Genomic DNA, 20645 nt, shown 5'->3' with positions numbered 1-20645 from the left:
AGGCAGGCTTAAAAGCCTGCCGGTATTACATTTTTAATTTCTTTTCTATGTCTTCAACAAACTGTCGGAAATTCTTATCGGTATCCTTCAGGTTGTTTACAGTTTTGCAAGCGTGGAGAACCGTAGCGTGGTCTTTGCTACCAATTTGTGCCCCGATACTTGCCAGCGAGTATTTCGTTAAACTTTTCGAGAAATACATGGCTATTTGCCGTGCCTGAACAATTTCGCGTTTCCTGGTTTTGGTTTGCAGTGCATCAACCGGCATGCTGAAATAATCACAAACTACTTTCGAAATGTACTCGATAGAAAGTTCGCGTTTTGAGTTTTTAACCAGTTTGTTGATCAACTTGGCAGCCAGTTCAAGCGTAATTTCGCGCTTGTTCAACATCGACTGTGCCAGCAATGAAACCAATGCACCTTCCAGCTCGCGAACATTATTGGTTACATGCGATGCAATATATTCCAATACTTCATCCGAAAGAGTAATGCCGTCTTTATAAATTTTACGACGCAGAATTTCCATACGAGTTTCAAAGTCGGGTGTTTGCAAATCAGCAGTCAATCCCCACTTAAAACGCGACAAGAGTCTCTGTTCCATTCCTTTCAGCTCAATAGGCGGCTTATCTGATGTTAAAATCAGCTGCTTACCCATTTGGTGCAAGTGGTTGAAAATGTGGAAGAATGTTTCCTGTGTTTTTTCTTTTCCTGCAAACTCATGCACATCGTCAAGAATCAACACATCAACCATTTGGTAGAAATGTAAAAAGTCGTTTCTGTTATTATTACGTGTTGCCTCGGTAAATTGCGTTTGAAATTTATTTGCGTTTACATACAAAACCACTTTGTCGGGAAAATTTTCTTTTACCTGGATACCAATAGCTTGCGACAAGTGAGTTTTCCCCAAACCTGAGTTACCGTAAATCATTAAGGGATTAAAAGCTGTTCCTCCCGGATTTTGAGCAACGGCAAAACCAGCACTACGTGCCAGTCGGTTACAATCACCTTCTACAAAATTTTCGAAAGTATTGTCCGGTTTTAATTGCGGGTCGATCTGTAATTTCTGGATCCCCGGAATTATAAATGGATTTTTTATTGTTGCTTTTTCCTCCGCTTTTAATGGCACAGTAAGTGGTTTATTTTGAATTTTGTTGTTGTTATTCGTAGGATAACTAACAGTATACGGTTCATTACTGTTTTTATTGCTTAAAACAACGTTATATTCCAATTTGGCTCCGTTACCTAAAACCATACGAAGTGTCTTACGAAGAATGTCGATAAACTGTTCTTCAAGATACTCGTAGAAAAAGGCACTTGGTACCTGAATCGTTAATACTTTATTCTCCAATTTAACCGGCTCGATTGGTTCGAACCAAGTCTTAAAACTGCTGCTAGGAACGTTATCTTTAATAACGTTAAGGCATTTCTCCCATGCAGATCTGTATTCGTTGTTCATTTACAATTGCTGGATAATGAGGTTCTACAAAAAAATTTCCCTAGTGGTATTCCGAGAACAAAAGTTGCGAAAAAAAAGTTAAAAAAAAAATCATAATTCTATTGGAAAAATAACTTTTGTCATAGTTGGTTATAAGTCAGGCATTTAAAATTTTAATTTTCTGAAATATTTATAAGTGTTTAAAAATCAGCGGTTTATTTTTAAGTGATTGAACGATAACTATATAGCTGGTGGGGTCTGGTAGGGTTGCTTTTTCGGGTTAATAGCTATCAACAATCGCCGGTTAATTACCGTATCTGTTTCAAAGCCTTTTTAAGCTTGATAAGTTGGCCGTTTTTAAAGGCAACGATACTCGATTCGGGAAATTGTAAACGTAAATTTTGATAGATTTCTTCTATCTCGCTGTACTTACTTGTTGCACCGGTTAAATAGTTATAAACATTCCCTGTTGTGAATTCTTCCACATCATCGATTTCTTCAAAAATTTCAGCGTCGGTACCCAATTGTGTTTTGGTTGAAAGCAGGTGAACTTTAAATACAATATCTTTCGACGAAGCATCGTCTTTGGTATTAATATATACTTCCTTGCCAAAATCAAATGCCGAAACCTGGAGGTAACGTTTGGGATTTTGCTGAATATCGCCGATAAGGAAACCCATATTCTCCGAAAGTGTATTTATCGACTGGTATAATTCATCGTCGTTAAGCAACAGGCCGGCTGAATTATCATCGCTGTTCAGTTTCTCCAGTATATTTTCAATTTCTGCCGATGCATTGGCCAGATTATTTAAAACAGGAGTAACGGAAACATTGGCCAGCGTGTCTGAAAATCGATTCAGGTTTTGTATGGTGGCCTCAAATTCGGCTGCATTATTTTTAAAAGTGGAGGTTAGCTCTTCAATATTCGAAACAATATTTTTTACATTCCCTTTTTCCGAGGCCATTATCTCCTGGAGGTCGGCAGTTGTTGCTTCAATGTTTTCAACAGTTTGGTTTATTTTAGCAAAACTGGTGGTGAGGTTTTCGCGTGCATCTTCGTTAAAAATTATGGTAAGCACGGTAATGGCCGAATCAACGGTACTCAGCAATTCTTCTGCTTTATTTTTTAGCGGAAGTACCTGCATGCTTACCTGGTCTTTGAGTCCTGCTTCAATCGATCCCTGAATAGTATCGTTCGATTCATACAATTCGCTTTCGCCACTGTACACAATTTCGATCGAACGTGTTCCCATAATATCACTGCTAATAATACGTGCGGTTGATTTTACCGGAATTTTGAATGAAGAATTAACGGAGAAAGTTACAATCAGCCGCCCGGAGTTGTCTGGCGCAAATTGTATTTCGGTAACCTGTCCTACCTTATATCCGTTGAGTGTTACATCGTTTGATTTTACCAGCCCGTCAATACGGTTGTAATACACATGGTAATAGTCGTTTTGTTTAAATATGTCGTTGCCTTTCAAATAGCTTAAACCCCAAATGAGTACGGCAAATGAAAAGACGATTAAAATTCCAAGTTTGGTGTACTTTGCATTCTTCATGGCGGAAAAATAAGATTTTAATGTAAAAGTAGCCAATTCCCGAGGGATTAATCACTGCTCTGATACCTTTTTTACCGAAATTAACTTATTATTTTTGAAAGCAACCACAAAAGCGTTGGGGTATTTCGGGCTTATTCGGCGTTGTTCCTGCTCGGCTTCTTCAATTGTTTTAAAGTTACCCGAAAAGTAGCGGTTGAGGTTTTGTCCTTCTACCCGAAAGATATTTTGTTCGCCCTTGAAATTGGCTGGTGTAGCTTCCATTTTTCGTGTTAAGGCCATTATTTGTACCGTATAAAATAAATCATCAGTTTTTTGTTTAGGAGCCTGACTTCCGGATTGAGCCAATGGCAGTTCAGAGGGGGCCGATCCTGAACTTTGAATGTTTACTGGCTGAACCTCGGTTTCTGTTACCAAATGAAAACTGCTGCGTTGTTCGATAGCGGATTTATATTCGCGGAAAGCCCTGAAAATCGCATAGGCAAGTCGTGTTCTGCCGGCTTCGCTGCTAAGGTACTGCCGCTCGCCGCTATGACTGATAAAACCGGTTTCGATTAACACGCTGGGCATGGTTGTTTCGCGTAAAACCAGAAAACCTGCCATTTTTACGCTGCGATCGATCCGTTTGGCATAATCGCGAAATTCATTTTGAATACTCGATGCCAACATTACACTTTGTCCCTGGAACTCTTCCTGCATGGTTTCAAACATGATGTACGACTCGGGCGAATTCGGGTCAAATCCTTCGTAAGTAGTGTTGTAATCGTCTTCCAAAAGAATTACAGCATTTTCCTTTTTGGCTACTTCAAGGTTGTCGTCGTTTCGGTGAAGCCCCAGAACAAAAGTTTCGGTTCCCTGCACACTTCGGGCACCAACTGCATTCACATGGATCGATATAAAAAGATCGGCCTCGTTTTTATTGGCAATTTCGGCCCGTTTATATAATGGTATAAAAACATCGGTGGTGCGTGTGTAAACCACTTTTACATCGGGGTAGTTTTCTTTTATTGTTGTTCCCAGTTTTAGGGCAATATCCAATACAATGTTTTTTTCAAGGACGTTACCAAACGACGCGCCAAGGTCTCGGCCCCCATGTCCGGGGTCGATTACCACTACCGAAATGCCTTCTTTTTGGTTTTCAGCCAAAAAAAGATTTGCTGAAAAAGATTGCACTGCAAAACAAACGCTACAAATGAACAGAAGTAATTTTAAACCTTGTTGTGTCATGTAAATATCTGATCTGTATTTTTATATATAAACACATAAGAGCGGAGTATTAGTATTTGTTCGGTATCATTTTATTTATTTGCTTTGCCCCGCTTACGGCTTATAAACGTAAAAATAGAAATATTAGCATTATTTTACATTTTATAGCACTTTAGTATACGCCATATTTATATTTTTGTGCAGCCAAGTAGATTTGAAACGCAGAAAACATTTTGTATAAAATAATCATTACATATTTATTCCTGGTAGCTCCATTTTTGATTTTAGCTCAGGAACCCACCATAAGTGTGGCTCCGCAACAGCAGGTACCCGATTCCATTTTATCGGAGTATATCAGCGCGCAGGATACCATTTTAATCGATAGTACCGGTATTGACACCATGGGAATGGTAAAAGAAGAAAAGCCGGTAATTGATGCGCCCATTGATTATGCAGCCACCGACTCGATGATTGTTTCGCTCGACGGGCAAAAGGTGTATTTATATAACCAGGCAAAAGTTACTTACCAAAATATTGAACTGGAGGCGTATTATATTGAGTTGGATTTGGAAACCAAGGAAATTTATGCCGAAGGAGTGCTTGATTCGGTGGGAGAGATGACGCAAAAACCAATGTTCCGGCAAGGTTCTGAAGAATACGAGTCGGAAACGATGCGCTATAATTTCGAAACCGAAAAGGCGTTTATTACCAAAGTTGTTTCGGCACAGGGCGAAGGTTTTATTCACAGCGACCGTACCAAAAAGATTGGCGAAGAAGTGTTTATTACCAAGGATGCCAAATATACCACCTGCGATGCCGATCATCCACACTTTTATTTGCACCTTACAAAAGCCAAGGTTATATCAAACGAAAAGATTATTACCGGACCGGCCTACATGGTTTTAGAGGATTTCCCATTGTATTTCCCCATTATTCCGTTTGGCTATTTCCCCAATTCGCCAACTTATTCGTCGGGTATATTAATTCCAAAATACGGTGAGGAGCAAAACCGTGGATTCTTTCTGCGCGACGGAGGGTATTACTGGGCAGCAAGCGAATATTTCGATTTGGCGGTTCAGGGAGATATTTATTCGCGTGGTTCGTGGGGGGCACGTATGAAAACGAATTACAAAAAACGTTACAAGTTTGGCGGTAATTTTGGTTTTGAATATGCCAAAAACAAATATGGAGAGCAAGGTTTAGATAATTACTCGGTAGGCACACAATATAAAATTTTGTGGTCGCACTCGCAGGATGCAAAAGCCAATCCTAACCAAACATTCTCGGCAAGTGTGAACGTTTCGTCGAGTGGCTACGATAAACAAAATGCCTACAACATGAACGATTACCTGACGACCACAAAATCGTCGAGTATTTCGTATTCTCGAAAATTTGAGAATACACCCTTTAATTTTTCGATGAACCTGCGTCATTCGCAAAATACAAAAGACAGCACCATGTCGTTGTCGTTGCCTGAAATGACCTTTAACATGGCAAAAATTTATCCGCTCAGGAAAAAGAACCGAAGCGGATCGGTGAAGTTCTACGAAAAATTTGGTATTAACTATACCGCCAACTTCAGAAACTCGATAAATGCCAAGGAAAGCGAAATACTTAGCAGTTCGTTTGCTACCGACTGGAAAAACGGTATTCGCCATAACCTGCCCATATCGTTCCCCAGTTTTAATTTAGGTACCGTTAATTTTAGTCCGGGCATCAGTTATAACGAAAAATGGTACTTTAAAAAATACAACTACAACTATGTTGAAGAAGGTGAGTTTCCCGACAATCCTTCAGGCATTCCCGATAATGTTCAGATCGATACAATCACCGGACTTAACCGGGTTTACGATTATTCATACAGTATAAGCGCATCAACCAATATTTATGGTTTTTATGCACCACGTAATCCTAACTCCAAAATACAGCGGATTCGCCACAAAATGACACCTTCGGTATCGTTTAGTTACCGCCCCGATTTTGGCAAGGAACATTACGGATACTGGCAGGAAGTACAGGTTGATGATGAAGGAAATACCCGCTACTTTGATACCAATTTAGGAGGTATTTATGGTGGTTCGCCCGGAAGAGGAGAATCGGGATCTATAAATTTCTCGGTGAACAACAACCTGGAAATGAAAAAGCTGGATACGCGCGATTCCACCAAAACCGATGAAGAACAGAAATACAAGAAGGTAAAAATTATTGACAACCTGAGTATTTCTTCATCGTATGACCTGATTCGCGACTCATTAAACCTGGCTCCATTTTCTATTCGTGCACGTACTACCGTAGCAGGTGTAAGTATTAATATGGGAACCACGGTTGACCCGTATATGGTGGATGAGAACTACCGTCGTATTCATAAATATGCCTGGAACGAACGCAGTGGTATTGGCAAACTGGGACGTGTAACTAGGGCCAACCTTTCGTTCGGAATGAATTTTAACTCGAAAGACAAGAAAAAGGGCGAAAACAACGAAGGCAACAATGAGGATGAAACTCCCGGGCCTCCGGAAGAAGTGCTTCCACCTATTTTTGATGACTATCTTGATTTTAGTATGCCCTGGGATTTTGGTTTCGACTACAGTTTAAACTATACCGGAGCAACCAGTGCCAGTAATCCGAATGGGCGGGTTACCCAAACTTTAGGTTTGCGCGGAAATATTAGTATTACCAATAAGTGGCAAATGAGTGCCATGACCAACTTCGATATTCAGGAAGGGGAGTTTGCATTAACCTCGTTCCGCCTGAACCGCGACCTGCACTGCTGGAATATGTCGTTTAACTTTGTGCCTTTTGGCTACCGTAAAAGTTACAGCTTTACCATTAGTGCATCTTCGTCGATGCTGCAGGATTTGAAAATCCAGAAACAGCAAAGTCACTACGATAACTTTAATTTCTAAGCGATAATTACACTGCAAAAAAGTTTGTTTCCGTAGTTAGAGGGCAGCGTTTTTACGCAAAAACGTATCCTTCCGCATATGGAAGACAGTGTTTTTACCAAAAAATGACCCCTTCCAAGTGCGGAAGGAAGTGTTTTTATAAAAAAATGACCCCCTCTAAGTGCGGAAGGATACATTTTTACAAGAAAATGCCCTCCTTTAACTGCGGAAGGCAAAGTTTTTACAAAAAAATAAGGCCTTTTAAGTGCGGAAGGATATATTTTTAGATAAAAATGGCCCCTTCCGCATTTAACAATAATCGAAAATATGCATTTGTTTTCTTTCCATTAATAAGTTTTATTGCTTAATAGCCGGGCTTGAAAATTGGGGCATCTTTTGGTATCTTCACAGCAAAAATTTAATCAGATGAAACGTATTATAGCTACAGAAAAAGCACCTGCTGCAATTGGTCCATACAGCCAGGCTGTTGAAGTAAACGGAACACTTTATATTTCAGGACAGGTACCACTCGATCCGGCAACCATGAAAGTTGTTGAAGGCGGAATTACAGAACAAACCGAGCAGGTAATGAAAAACATTGGTGAGATATTAACCGAGGCCGGTTATTCGTTTTCCGACGTAGTAAAATCGACTTGTCTGTTAAGCGACATGGCCAATTTTAAAGCCATGAACGAAGTTTACGGAAAATATTACAGCGAGACTCCACCTGCAAGAGCAGCTTTTGCTGTAAAGGAACTGCCGCTGGGGGTAATGGTCGAAATTGAAACGATAGCCGTAAAATAAGTTGATAGGATGAATAAATCACTTCGCCTCGAAATACTGGAGGAGAAAGACTTAGGTCTGGTTAAAGACATTTATAATTATTACATCGCTAATTCAACAGCTACCTTTCATACCGGTTCGGTAAGCGAGGCCGACTTGAAAGACATTTTACCCATAGGCGATAGCCGTTTCAGGTCGTTCCTGATTTACTTTGATAACGAAGTGGCCGGGTATTGTTACCTGGGGCGCTATAAACCGCGCGCTGCCTACGACCGCACCGCCGAAGTAACCATTTATCTTAAGCCGGAATATTTTGGCAAAGGGATTGGCCGCGAAGTTTTGCTCCAGATGGAACAAAAAGCACTGGAAGTTGGGATCGTTGTACTAATGGGAATTATTACTGCCGAAAACGAAGCCAGTGTAAAACTGTTCGAGCGAATGGGCTATGAAAAATGCGGGCATTTTAAACAGGTAGGAGAGAAGTTCGGGCGCATACTCGATGTTGTAGCCTATCAGAAGTTGCTATAAGGATGTCATCTTTTTTGAAAGATGACATCCTTATAAATCCAATTATTGAAGGGATTTGGTCGATTCCCTTTTAACTTTACTTTAAATCAGTTCATCCTGTTTTTTCAACAGAGGATTTCACCACAAATTCCGTTATTTTTGGTCTGCTTAAAAAATTAGAAATCAATAATTAATAATTACTGAAGCCGGTTAATCGGTTAAAGTTTTGTTCCGGAAGGTTGTTTTCAATTTCCGGCTAAAAAATAAACAGACATGAGTATTAGCGCATTACAAAAAGAAAGGGCTAAATATCAGCCTAAGCTGCCTAAATCGTTAAAAGGCAATGTAAAATTGGTTGAGGGTGCAAAAACCGAATCGGTTGCCGACCAAAAAGAAATTGCAGAACTGTTTCCGAATACTTACGGAATGCCGTTAATTACCTTCGAAGCTGCTGATGCGGCTGCCGAAAAACAACCTGTTAATGTTGGTGTAATCCTTTCTGGAGGTCAGGCTCCGGGCGGACACAACGTAATCTCAGGAATTTTCGATGGTATTAAAAATATCCATCCTGATAGTAAATTGTATGGTTTCTTAGGTGGACCGGGCGGATTGGTTGATCACAAATACATGGAACTTACTGCTGATATTATCGACGAGTACCGTAACACCGGTGGTTTCGATATTATTGGTTCGGGCCGTACAAAACTGGAAGAAGAAGCACAATTTGATAAAGGTTTGGAGATTGCAAAAGATCTTAGCCTTAACGCGCTGGTAATCATTGGTGGCGACGACTCAAATACAAACGCTTGTGTTTTGGCCGAGTACTACGCTAAAATCGATTCTGGCGTTCAGGTAATCGGTTGTCCGAAAACAATTGATGGTGACCTGAAAAACGAAATGATCGAGACTTCGTTTGGTTTCGACACTGCAACAAAAGTATATTCAGAGTTGATTGGTAACATTCAGCGCGATGCCAACTCAGCAAAAAAATACTGGCACTTTATTAAATTGATGGGACGTTCGGCGTCGCACATCGGTTTAGAGTGTGCTTTAAAAACTCAACCGAACATTACTTTAATTTCAGAAGAAGTTGCTGAGAAAAAACAAACTTTAGGCGAGGTTGTAGATTATATGGCCGGTATTGTTGCCAACCGCGCAGCCGACGGAAACAACTTTGGTGTTGCCCTTATTCCTGAAGGTTTGATCGAATTCATTCCTGAAATGAAAGTTCTGATCTCGGAATTGAACGACCTTCTTGCTGAAGGAACTGAAAGCGAGAAAGAATTTAAAATGTTGAAGAAAAGTCACCGTAACGAGTGGGTGGCCGGTCATCTTTCAGAAACTTCTTCAAGTGTATTCAGCTCATTGCCATCAGGTATTGCTACTCAGTTAACTTTAGATCGCGATCCACACGGAAACGTTCAGGTATCGTTAATCGAAACTGAGAAGCTGCTGGGTGAAATGGTAAAAACACGTTTGGATGAAATGAAAGAAGCCGGTGAATCTGCCGGGAAATTCGGTACTCAGTACCACTTCTTTGGTTATGAAGGACGTTGTGCAGCTCCATCAAACTTTGATGCCGACTACTGTTACTCATTGGGTTACACTGCTTCTGTTCTTATTTCAGAAGGAAGAACCGGTTACATGGCATCAGTACGTAACACAACTGCTCCTGCTGATGAGTGGATTGCGGGTGGTGTACCTGTAACTATGATGATGAACATGGAAAAACGTCACGGACATATGAAACCGGTAATCCAAAAAGCACTGGTTGAGTTGGAAGGCGCTCCATACAAATATTTCGTTTCAAAACGTGGTGAGTGGGCAACAGGAACCGAGTTCGTTTATCCTGGTCCTATTCAGTATTTCGGTCCAACCGAAGTTTGCGACCAAACTACAGAAACATTAAAATTAGAGCAGGCCTAATCAACTGCTTTTAAGTACGATATCTTAAAAACCTCCCTGAGTTAATCGGGGAGGTTTTTTTATTTGACACCAATCGTCAACAAAAGGGTTTTAGAACGGTTCTTAATAAAAGTTAAAATATAGTACGATTCTTATCGTTTATAAATTTTTGAATAGTGATCTTAATTACTTTCGTTTAGTATTTAAATATGTAAAATCGCCACGAAAACAATTATCTCAGGTAAATACAAATATTTATTTGAGAAAAGGAAACATAGTCAGTTGATTCTCATTATATTAGATGATCCGTTAAGCGAATGTGTGATAAATGAGGCAATTGCTTATTTATTATGGAAAACAAGATCAGATTAACAATACTCTTTTTACTGTTCGTATTTATTTCCCACGCCTCGGATGAAGCCACCGAAATATCGGGAAATGTTTACGATAAGGATACCAACGAGCCCATTCCTTTTGTAAACGTGTGGGTAAAAGGAACCACGCGGGGAACCATTACCGATATTGACGGACATTTTCTTTTGTCGGCAACTAATGGCGACGACATTAGTTTCTCTTCGGTAGGCTACCAAAAACAGGAGCTGAAAGTAACTGCACAACTGGAAATGCCGCTTAAAATTTATTTGGCACCCGATGTTCAGCAAATTAGCGAGATTAAGGTTAGGCCCGAAGAATCGCGAGCCAAAGTGCTGTATCGAAAAATAATGGAGCATAAAAAAGAGAACCGCGATAAAGTTGAGAATTATAACGATTACAAGGCTTTTGAGCGAACTTCGGTTTATATGGCCATCGACAGCACTTCGAAGGTGAACCGGATTATCCCAAATATGAATGAGGTTACCATGAAACTGGATGACCGCGATATTCGGTTTTCGCCTATATACATGGCTGAATTGGCAACCTTAACAAGCAACAATAAAGACAGCGTTGTATACGATAAAAAGGACGGTATTTTCCCAAAACTTAATCAGACTATTGAAAGTTTGATACTGCTGAATGTAGTGATCGATCTGGATTTCTACAAAGATCAGATTAATATTTTGGGACGTGGTATTGTTTCTCCGCTGAGCAATTCGGCCCGTTTACACTACGATCTGTATTTAAACGACAGTACGCGTATTGACAGCGTTTGGCATTATAACTTCTCGTTTACACCGAAAAATAAATATAATCCCTTATTTACCGGACGATTTACTGTTGAAGGCAAAAACTTTGCGCTTACCAGCATATACGCTTACGTGCAGGAAGAGGCCAATATCAACTTTGTAAATGGCTACCGGTCAAACGTACAATACAAGAAAGACGAAAACGGAACATGGTTTTACGATAACCAGCAAATTAGTCTGAATTTGTCGTTAACGCTGAATAAGGATACCGTGTCGAGGTATGGTTCGCAACGCATCGATCAGATTTCGAGCGGAAACTGGATGGTGAATAAAATAACGCAGTATTCAACTTCTGAACATTTAGATCAGATACGTGGCTACAACTGGCGTTCACAACCCGAGTTTGCTACCAGCCTGATGTCGGACGGAACGTACGAACGCGTTGATAAATTGAAGGAAAACCAGGTGGTAAAAGGTATTGATGCCGTTGGAGGAATGGTGTTGACCAGCTACGTTGACCTGGGAAAAATTGAGCTCGGTCCGGTATTCGATATTTACAGTACCAATGCCATTGAGGGGCAACGCTTTTCCCTGCCGTTCCGCACCGGGCAGAAAATGTGGGAACGTTTTACCGTTGGTGGTTTTTTAGGTTACGGTACCCGGAATAAGGAGTTAAAATATGGCCTGAACTTTGGCTGGCAGTTAACACAGGACGATAAGTTTATTTTGCGTGGTAATTATTCGGATGACTATAACCTGGTTTCGCAGGATAAATACCTGAGGTTTATTAAGAAAAACCCGAACACAAGAGGTAACGGTAACTTTATTGCTGCCATTACTTCGCGCGAGGAGAACCCGTACTTACAACAGGAGAAAAAGGCACACATTAACCTGGAGTATAACACCGATAATGTTATTCTTGAGGGTGGAGCGTATTTTTCTTCCAATCACAGTACGCCATCCATCCATTACGTGAATAATGGCGTGGATTATAAACATTATTCGGCCTACGGTGCCTTGTTTAATGCACGTTTGGCGTTTGGTCAGTACTACGACCAGTATTACTTTATGCGTGTGTATTATATCGACCAAACTCCGGTTATTAACTTAAGCTGGGACATTGGTCAGGCTTATGTGCCGGGAGATAATACGCCTGATTTTGGAATGTATTCGCATTTTCATGGTTCCGTAGTTGGAAAAGTAAACTGGGGACCTACATTTATGCGTTATATGGTTAACGGTGGTTATTTGTTTGGCGATGCTCCGTACGATTTATTGGATATGCCTGTTGGTTCGCAATCGCTAGGTTTTGCAAAATACCGCTTTAACCTGTTGCACCAGGCATCTTTTGCGCATAACGTGTATACCAATGTTCACCTCGACTGGGTTGGCGGAGGAATTATTTTTAATAAAATTCCTCTATTTAATCGTTTAAAACTGCGCGAAATGGTATCGCTAAAAGCACACTATGGTGACCGGACGAGCGCGTATAATCCAATATTCGATCTTCCTGAAGCCTTTACCCAAGACCTCACACATCCTTATGCCGAATTGGGATTAGGAATAACAAATATTTTTAAAGTACTGCGTGTTGAGTATATCCATCAGTTGGGCGGCACTTATATGGACCGAAGTTTTACCGACAACAGCGGAATACGTTTCAGGGCAGAAATGAGTTTCTAAGAGACCAAAGTGGTTTAATTCGGATCTTTTGCCCTTTTCCAACGTTCGCGAGCCAGCTTTTGCAGGTCGGCTACTTTGTCTGATTCATCGATTATTTCCAGTCCAAATAGTGTTTCAATAACATCTTCCATGGTAACCAGGCCAACAACAGTTCCAAACTCGTCTGCAACCATTGTCATGTGTTGTTTTTCCAGGATAAGTTTATCGAGCAAACCGGCAACCGAAAGGCTGTCGTCAACGAAAAATATTTTCCGGCGTATTTCCACTGCCTGCCGGCTGTGTTTGTCGGCCGCAATATTTTCCAGAATAGCATCTTTCAAAATAAACCCGGTTATTTGATCGGAGTTGTCGCCGTAAACAGGTATACGCGAAAACTGGAAAGGATTATAGGCCGAAAAAATTTCTCCCAGCGTTTGATTTTCATTCAGGGTGAACACCACACTGCGAGGCGTCATAATATCTTTTACCTGCATGTTTTCTAAACGTAACAGGTTTTGTATAATCGATTTTTCCTCTTTGTCGATGGCACCGCTTCTTAACCCGGCATCGGCCATTGCTGCAACGTCGGCACGGTTTAATACGCTTTTTTCACCTTCTCTTTTTATCAGATGTGTTACCCATTTGCTTAACCAAACAAAAGGTGCCAGTATAATCATTAAAACCTTTAATGATCGCACGGTAAACGGGGTTAGATTTTTCCAGTAAGTTGCTCCAATGGTTTTGGGTATAATTTCAGAAAGAATAAGAATAGCCAAGGTCATTAAACCTGCAATTAGCGACTCGTAAGTGGCATCAAAAATATAAAGGTTGATCTTTGCTGTACCGAAGAGTTTTCCGGCTTGTACACCCACTCCAATAGCACCAACGGTGTGTGCGATTGTATTTAGCGTTAAAATGGCCGATAACGGGCGGTCGATGTCGTCTTTTAATGAAGTTAACCGTTTACCCAGGCTCGGTTTCTCCATTTGCATGCGGCTAACATACGATGGTGTTACACTAAGCAAAACAGCTTCCCAAACCGAACACAGAAACGAGAAAAGTATTGAAACGAAAAAGAAAAAGAGTAGTATCGCCATATAACGTATAACAATGTTTATACGAAAATAGAAAAATAATCGGGAAGTAAATAGTATAGAGTTTTGTGCTTAATCCATTTATTTGAATAATATGAGTTTTGACACTTGAGGAATCTGCATATTTTGCTATTCTTGCAAAACAACTAAATCGGATTTTATGAAACAACGAATCCTGTCTATAGATATAATGCGTGGTTTAACGCTTTTTCTCATGCTTTTTGTTAACGATTTGTATATGCCCGGGGTTCCGGCATGGCTGGGGCATACAACAGCCGATTTCGACGGAATGGGACTCGCCGACTGGGTTTTTCCCGGGTTCCTTTTTATGGTGGGTATGGCAGTGCCTTTTGCTGTGCAAAGCAGAATAAAAAAGGGGCACACTAACCTGATAATATTTTATCACATATTGGTTCGAACACTCAGCCTTTTAGTTATTGGTGTGTTAATGGTAAACGTTTCCCGGTTAAATCCGGAATTAACGGGCTTACCGAAAAATCTTTGGGCAATTCTGGTTTATGTCTCCATTTTCCTGGTATGGAACAATTACAAGAATTTAAAGCTCTGGTTGGTATATTTGTTAAAAGGAACCGGAATTGCCGGCCTGTTTATACTGACAGCAATTTTTAAATCGGGCAGCGCGGAAGCAGTAACCTGGCTTCATACCAGTTGGTGGGGGATACTCGGATTAATCGGCTGGGGTTATTTGGCCGCTTCGTTGGTTTACCTGTTGGTGAAAGACAATCTTTCAAAAATTGCCGGTTTTTGGGCTTTGTTTTTTGTATTGAATATTTTAACGCAAATGAATCTGCTCAACTTCTTAAATCCCATAAAACCTGTTTTTGGAGTACTGCTTAGCGGAAACACACCGTCGATTGTTTTGGCCGGATTATTTTTTAGCGTTTTAATCCGGAGGATTGGTTTTACTGATTATCAAAAGCTAATCAGAACAAGTTTAATCATTGGCGTTGTTTTGCTTGTTGCCGGATTTATTCTGCGTCAGTGGTTTATTATTTCAAAAATACAAGGGACGCCAAGTTGGGCGATGATTTGCAATGGAATTAGTGTGCTGGTATTTGTTGTTCTTTATATCGTTATCGATTTATTTAAGCTCCCGAAATGGACTGTTGTATTTAAGCCTGCCGGGCAAAATTCATTAACAACATATCTTGCCCCCGATATTTTGTATTATTCGATGTGGTTAAGTGGAATACCGATACTAATTTACAAACAGTCGGAATATGCCGGAATTGTTATTCTCGGTTCCGTGTTATGGGCATTGGCAATGATAGGTTTTGCTGCGCTGCTGGCAAGTATTGGAATTCGACTTCGCCTATAATCTTCGTGTTTAACGAAAAGGGTGATTTTCTGTTGGCTATTAATTCGTAGGGGTGTTCGCGACTTTAGGGCATAAAAAAAGTCCGGTTAAAAACCGAACTTTTCATCAAAGCAATATAATAACTATACTAGTTTTACATTTACTGCGTTCAGACCTTTTTTACCTTCTTCAAGGTCAAAAGTTACTTCGTCATTTTCTTGAATTTCATCTTTACATCCACTTACATGAACGAAATACTCTTTTGTTGATTCTGCATCTTTAATAAAACCAAATCCTTTGGTATCGTTAAAGAATTTTACTGTTCCTTTATTCATTTTATTCTTAAAAAAATTATGGGTGCAAGCTACGATAATTTTTTGGAAATAAATAACATAAATTTCGGGAGTTAACTTTTTAGTAGTATTCTACACTATTTCTCGCCAAACTATACCAATAATCAGGGCTGTGCACACCTAATTTCCTCAAACAGAAAGCTCAAAAGCTTAAAAATGTTGCTCCAATGCCGATCTCCACCACGAGAAATAGGTGCTTTCAAGCTCGTGTTGAGCAGGAAACGGATAAAACTTGTAATGTTCGTTTTCGCCAATAAAAAATCCATCTTCAATGGTTCGGTAAGGGAGTTCGCTTTGTCGTACCCGCAAAACCGTCTTGGTTAGCCTTTCGTCCGACTGGTGGAGTTTAATCAAACATTCCCTCAGGTGTGCCGGATTTCGATAAGGCAAATTTTTTATCGGTAACAGCGGGTCGTTTGCCAGATCGTTTAACTGAAGTTCAACGAAAAATAATTTTGGTACAGAAACCGGTTTTGTGGTATCGGTTAAAAACTTAATGAACTCTGGCGGACTTAATTTACTGGCCACCATGGTGGAAAATGGATTGTATTGCTGGTACAGGTGAATGTCCTTTTTCTCCGGTGGCTGGTATTCAGCGTCGTTAATCTCGAGCACTTTGCCATCGTCGGTAACCAGGTAAAGTTTCAAAAGTGCTTCCAGTGGAACGGTTTCAAAAACGCGGTAAATGGAAAGATACACCGATCGTTTGGGTTCCCCGTTTTCGTACGGAATGAGTTTCTTGTTCACATAGTTCTCCGGTAACTCCGTTTTGTCCGGATCGATCTCAAAAAACACCGATTGCGAACGCAGGTTTTTCTTTGTTCCTACGGCCATATAGTTACCAAATTCGAAAGGATCTAAATGCGAAACGATCAACGATTCGGGAGTGGCTACAAGGTAGTAATGTTTTTCCATGACGATATTTTTTAAATTTTAACGGCAGGAAATCATGCAATAAAAGAACAATGGTTTTCTGAACGTATTTTTCGTTTTTATGTACGTATTTTAGGGGGTAGGGTTTTCCGAATTTTATAAACTAAGCCTGCAAATTAAGCGTATAACAGAGGACGGGAAATAGACGTCGAACAACCATTAATCAGGATGTTTGAGAATATTACCGTATTATGTTTTAATAAAGGAATGAAAGATTATCTTTAATAACTTATAAAATTCAATACCGCTGTTATGAAAGGATGGTTTTACTGTTTGTCTGCCGCACTGTTATTTCTGGTTGCCTGTAATTCAGAACCGAAAAGAGAAGCACCTGAAAATACCAGTGTAGAGAGCGATGGTTTGGAAATCGTTAAACGGCCCTATCGCAATTCTGAGAAGATTGAATACGAAATATCGGTTGTAAAGGGAACAACCATCAAACATGGCATTCAGAAGCGCTATTACCTCCACGGAAGTTTATATTCAACCATCCCGTATGTTGCCGGCAAAAAACAAGGCGTGGCGTGCACCTATTACCAGGCAGCCTTAGACAGCGAACCACAAATTTGGAAAGAACAACCTTACGAAGAAGACGAGCTGCATGGCATTTGCAAACGCTATCACCGCGACGGAACTTTGCAGGCCGAATACGAGTATAAAAACGGATTACGCGCTGTAGGTTTAAAAGAATACACCGAATCAGGGAAGGAGATAGAGGAGCCCAAATTAATACTTACAAAACACCGCGTTGCCACCGGCGTCTTAATTCAGGCCCGCTTAAGCGACAACTATGACAATGTTGATTTTTATATTGGCGAACTGACAGAAGGAAAATATCTACCCCAAAATATGAAAGCGCTTCAGACCCGAAACGATGTTGGCGAAACTGTAGTGTCGCAAACCAGCGGAACCATTACAATAACCGCTGAATATTCTACCCGCTACCGGAACAGGGGAGTGGTTAGTAATTCAATTAACTTGTAGGTTTTAGTTGACGCGTACCCTTCATTTAAAGGCGGGGGCGACTTCCCTAATCAAAGATTTTCTTTGTCCACAGCTCATATGGAACGCTCCATGATAAAAATTTCATTATCCAGAATGGTGATGGAATATTCCATAATAGATATTACCTATGGGGTAACGATTATGGAGTGGGATTTATCTATTATGACCCGGGTCAGAATGATTATGGAACGGGTCAGAACAATTATAAAGCGTTCCATAACGATTCCGGACTTGTCCATGAAGGCTCCGGAACAGTCCATGATGATCCTGGACTTGTCCGGATTGATGCTGGAACGTTCCATGGTTTTGCCGGAGTGGTCCACTCTAAACTTCGCCTACAACCTATAAACCGTACGATTTTGTTATTTCACGCAGCTATCGCAGATCACCCAACTGCCCTCGTTTGTAACGTGGGGCAGGAGAATTCAATTTTAAATTCACCTTATCCCGGCACGAATCCATTCCTCTTTTGCAGATGTCAGGTGGTGATAGTATGGAATTAGAAGTAGAAAATCGGAAGAAAAGGTTAAGTTCTGAGTTTGCTTATTTGGCAAAACAATTTAGAGTCTCTTTTACAAAGTTTCTTTTTTGTCTTGAAATTGGAATTTTCGTTAAGTCTTTCAGTAATAATTTTCCGCCATCTTCCTTTAAATAGCTTTTAATGAAGTGAATATTAACCAGGTGAGACTGATGCGTACGTACGAATTGGAAGGGTTGTAAAATATCAGCGTATTCTTTTAAAGACCTGCTTACCAGTATCTTTTCTCCATCGTTGAGGAAGAATGAAGTGTAATTGTCGAGCGCTTCACACCGAATGATCTCATTGGTTTTTACATAGTAGACTTCGCTTAATGTTGGAAGCGCAATTTTAGGTGGTTCTGATTGGCCTCTTTTTAAATATTCAAGAAGATTCTCAATATTCAGGTTTTGTTGTTTTTGTGTAATACGGCTTTTCGCCTTATTAACGGCAAGTTTTAAATCCTCAACCACAATTGGCTTTAACAGATAATCAAGAGCTGAAAACTTGATAGCCTGAATACCATATTTATCGTATGCCGTTACGAATACTATTTCGAAATGAATATCCTGAAACATTTTAAGCAGATCGAAACCTGATTTTTCCGGCATTTGAATATCTAAAAAGATAAGATCGGGATTATATGCGTTAATTTTTTGAAAAGCATCATCAGCATTTGTAGCAGTATCAACAATAGTAACTTCTTTACAGTGATTTTCAAGAATACGCTGCAGATTCTCAATGTTATTTAATTCGTCGTCAATTATTATACACTTAATTTCCATGGAATTTTATAAACCTAAAACCAATTTTTTAAAGTTAAAACGATTTTGGTACCTACCGAGCCCGATTCAATTTTTAATTCAAATTGCTGATCGTTCAACTGATTCAAAAGATTGATCCGTTCCTTTACCAATCTTATCCCCATCGAACGGGTGCTTATTAATTCTTCCGAGAAACCTTTTCCGTTATCGATAACCTGCATCACTAAATTGCTATTGCTTTCGGTTATTACCAGATCTATTTTACCTTCTTTACCAAGCGCTGAAACGCCATGTTTAACTGCATTTTCGATAAAAGGATGTAAGAGCATAGCGGGCACCTCGGTATTTGCCTTGTTAATCATATCATCTGTTTTAATCTGGAAATCGAAATTAAAACGTAGTTGTTCCATGTATAAATACTCCTGTAATATTGCAAGCTCATCTTCAAGGCTAATCATTTCTTCGTCTCCGGCATCTAAAACTTGTCTTGTAAGTTTTGAGAATCTGCCCAGAAAAAGGTTGGCTTCATCTACTTCGTTTTTGTTCATTAAGTTTTGAATGGAACTTAGAGCATTAAACATGAAATGTGGATTGAGTTGAGCCTGTATCGATTTCAGTTTTAAATCGATCATTTGTTTCTGCTGTTTAATTTTGTTCCGTTTTCGTTTATTATTGATGAAATAAACAAGAAACAGGATGCCAAACAAAAGAATGATACCACCTCCAAAATAGAATAATTGAAACAGGGAGTAGCTTTTGGCTTTTGCAGGAGGAGGAAGCACTTCGAATTTGAAATGAAGGCTTTGGTCTCTTTCAGTCAGGCTATTGGCATTAATCGCTTGTATGGTTAATTCGTATTTCCCCGGTTCCTGAAAATGTTTGGACGCGAAATCATAATAATCTCCTAAAATCCAATAATCTATTTCGGATGATGAAGTGTCAGAATTCGTTTCCTTCTTTAAAAACATTCGGTAAGGCACTGTTTCGTGGTTTTTAAAATAGAAACGAAAATTATTAATACTATCAAGAGGGAAGGAGAGATCCAGAGGCATTCCTGATATTGAATCGAACCTGGTGACATATCCACGGTTCAATTCGTTAAAATTCAGATTAAAGTAATTTCTATCGGTACTAACTACGATTTGTGTAACTTCAGGAGTAAAATCCACCCGCCAATCGAAAATAATTCCATCGCGGATCGAATAGTCATTTTTATTAATCACTTCAACCAAAATCTGGTTACCGGGAGAATTATATGTACCCAGGTTTGCGAATGGTTTTTCAGCACCATACCTTTTCTCCAGATTTGAAACCGAAACCGAAGACCAGGGCATTATCTCCATACTGTCGTTTAGAACAACATGGTATTTGTAATCTTTATAATTATCGGGATTAATACCCGCTGCAATAATTTTCACATCGCTACTATCGGCAATAATGTAGCTTGTATAGTCTTTTGTGTATGACTTTACATCTGATGTGTGTGGGAATGTAGCTTTGGGATTTATCAATACGCCCAACATTATAGGACTGTGAAATTTTATGTCCTTATTCATGGGAGATCTTGATTGATTGTAAATCCTCTTTAAGTTCATCGT

General features: G+C 39.8%; 15 protein-coding genes. 7 read left to right on the top strand and 8 right to left on the bottom strand.

Features of this window, described 5'->3' with window-relative positions:
* Nucleotides 1-25: 25 nt before the first annotated feature.
* The 3 genes from dnaA to LH29_RS12200 form a co-directional block, all read right to left on the bottom strand.
* Complete coding sequence (gene dnaA / locus LH29_RS12210; RefSeq protein ID WP_045030080.1) at nucleotides 26-1453, bottom strand: chromosomal replication initiator protein DnaA; 1428 nt, start codon at nucleotides 1451-1453, stop codon at nucleotides 26-28.
* Between the two features lie 287 nt (nucleotides 1454-1740).
* Nucleotides 1741-2994 (bottom strand): MlaD family protein, encoded by a 1254-nt coding sequence (locus LH29_RS12205; protein WP_045030078.1) that lies wholly within the window; start codon nucleotides 2992-2994, stop codon nucleotides 1741-1743.
* A gap of 51 nt (nucleotides 2995-3045) precedes the next feature.
* Nucleotides 3046-4137, bottom strand: a complete 1092-nt coding sequence (locus tag LH29_RS12200; protein WP_198152435.1) for an N-acetylmuramoyl-L-alanine amidase — start codon at nucleotides 4135-4137, stop codon at nucleotides 3046-3048.
* 293 nt (nucleotides 4138-4430) lie between these two features.
* On the opposite strand from LH29_RS12200, the gene LH29_RS12195 reads away from it, so the two are divergent.
* The 5 genes from LH29_RS12195 (at nucleotide 4431) to LH29_RS12175 (ending at nucleotide 13084) form a co-directional block, all read left to right on the top strand.
* Nucleotides 4431-7103, top strand: a complete 2673-nt coding sequence (locus LH29_RS12195; RefSeq protein ID WP_052670857.1) for a putative LPS assembly protein LptD — start codon at nucleotides 4431-4433, stop codon at nucleotides 7101-7103.
* Between the two features lie 405 nt (nucleotides 7104-7508).
* Nucleotides 7509-7886 carry a RidA family protein gene (locus LH29_RS12190; protein ID WP_045030074.1) on the top strand — a complete coding sequence of 126 codons (378 nt, stop codon included), beginning with the start codon at nucleotides 7509-7511 and terminating at the stop codon, nucleotides 7884-7886.
* A gap of 9 nt (nucleotides 7887-7895) precedes the next feature.
* On the top strand, nucleotides 7896-8393 hold the full coding sequence (locus LH29_RS12185) for a GNAT family N-acetyltransferase (RefSeq protein WP_045030073.1): 498 nt from the start codon (nucleotides 7896-7898) through the stop codon (nucleotides 8391-8393).
* Between the two features lie 252 nt (nucleotides 8394-8645).
* Nucleotides 8646-10298: a diphosphate--fructose-6-phosphate 1-phosphotransferase gene (locus tag LH29_RS12180; RefSeq protein WP_045030071.1), complete on the top strand. Its 1653-nt coding sequence runs from the start codon at nucleotides 8646-8648 to the stop codon at nucleotides 10296-10298.
* A gap of 329 nt (nucleotides 10299-10627) precedes the next feature.
* On the top strand, nucleotides 10628-13084 hold the full coding sequence (locus LH29_RS12175; RefSeq protein WP_045030069.1) for a DUF5686 and carboxypeptidase-like regulatory domain-containing protein: 2457 nt from the start codon (nucleotides 10628-10630) through the stop codon (nucleotides 13082-13084).
* Between the two features lie 14 nt (nucleotides 13085-13098).
* Here LH29_RS12175 and LH29_RS12170 read toward each other — a convergent pair whose 3' ends face one another.
* Nucleotides 13099-14160 carry a hemolysin family protein gene (locus tag LH29_RS12170; RefSeq protein WP_045030066.1) on the bottom strand — a complete coding sequence of 354 codons (1062 nt, stop codon included), beginning with the start codon at nucleotides 14158-14160 and terminating at the stop codon, nucleotides 13099-13101.
* Between the two features lie 157 nt (nucleotides 14161-14317).
* Between LH29_RS12170 and LH29_RS12165 the strand changes: the two genes are divergently transcribed.
* Nucleotides 14318-15496, top strand: a complete 1179-nt coding sequence (locus tag LH29_RS12165; protein WP_045030064.1) for a DUF5009 domain-containing protein — start codon at nucleotides 14318-14320, stop codon at nucleotides 15494-15496.
* A 122-nt stretch (nucleotides 15497-15618) separates the two neighbouring features.
* Here the strand turns inward: LH29_RS12165 and LH29_RS12160 are convergent, their stop codons facing one another.
* The gene (locus LH29_RS12160) at nucleotides 15619-15810 is read right to left on the bottom strand and encodes a cold-shock protein (protein WP_038564982.1); all 192 of its coding nucleotides are present in this window, start codon (nucleotides 15808-15810) and stop codon (nucleotides 15619-15621) included.
* A gap of 168 nt (nucleotides 15811-15978) precedes the next feature.
* A complete protein-coding gene (locus LH29_RS12155) occupies nucleotides 15979-16743 on the bottom strand; it encodes a hypothetical protein (protein ID WP_045030059.1) in 765 nt (254 codons plus the stop codon).
* Nucleotides 16744-17013: 270 nt separating this feature from the next.
* Between LH29_RS12155 and LH29_RS12150 the strand changes: the two genes are divergently transcribed.
* Complete coding sequence (locus LH29_RS12150; RefSeq protein WP_045030057.1) at nucleotides 17014-17745, top strand: toxin-antitoxin system YwqK family antitoxin; 732 nt, start codon at nucleotides 17014-17016, stop codon at nucleotides 17743-17745.
* Nucleotides 17746-18309: 564 nt separating this feature from the next.
* Here the strand turns inward: LH29_RS12150 and LH29_RS12140 are convergent.
* Together LH29_RS12140 and LH29_RS23835 are read right to left on the bottom strand one after the other, a co-directional pair.
* Nucleotides 18310-19068: a LytR/AlgR family response regulator transcription factor gene (locus LH29_RS12140; RefSeq protein ID WP_045030053.1), complete on the bottom strand. Its 759-nt coding sequence runs from the start codon at nucleotides 19066-19068 to the stop codon at nucleotides 18310-18312.
* Between the two features lie 14 nt (nucleotides 19069-19082).
* Nucleotides 19083-20603 carry a sensor histidine kinase gene (locus LH29_RS23835; protein ID WP_198152434.1) on the bottom strand — a complete coding sequence of 507 codons (1521 nt, stop codon included), beginning with the start codon at nucleotides 20601-20603 and terminating at the stop codon, nucleotides 19083-19085.
* Nucleotides 20604-20645 lie beyond the last annotated feature (42 nt).

The organism is Draconibacterium sediminis (genome assembly GCF_000949475.1).
GTDB lineage: Bacteria > Bacteroidota > Bacteroidia > Bacteroidales > Prolixibacteraceae > Draconibacterium > Draconibacterium sediminis.
This window is presented reverse-complemented; position numbering and strand designations above follow the sequence as displayed.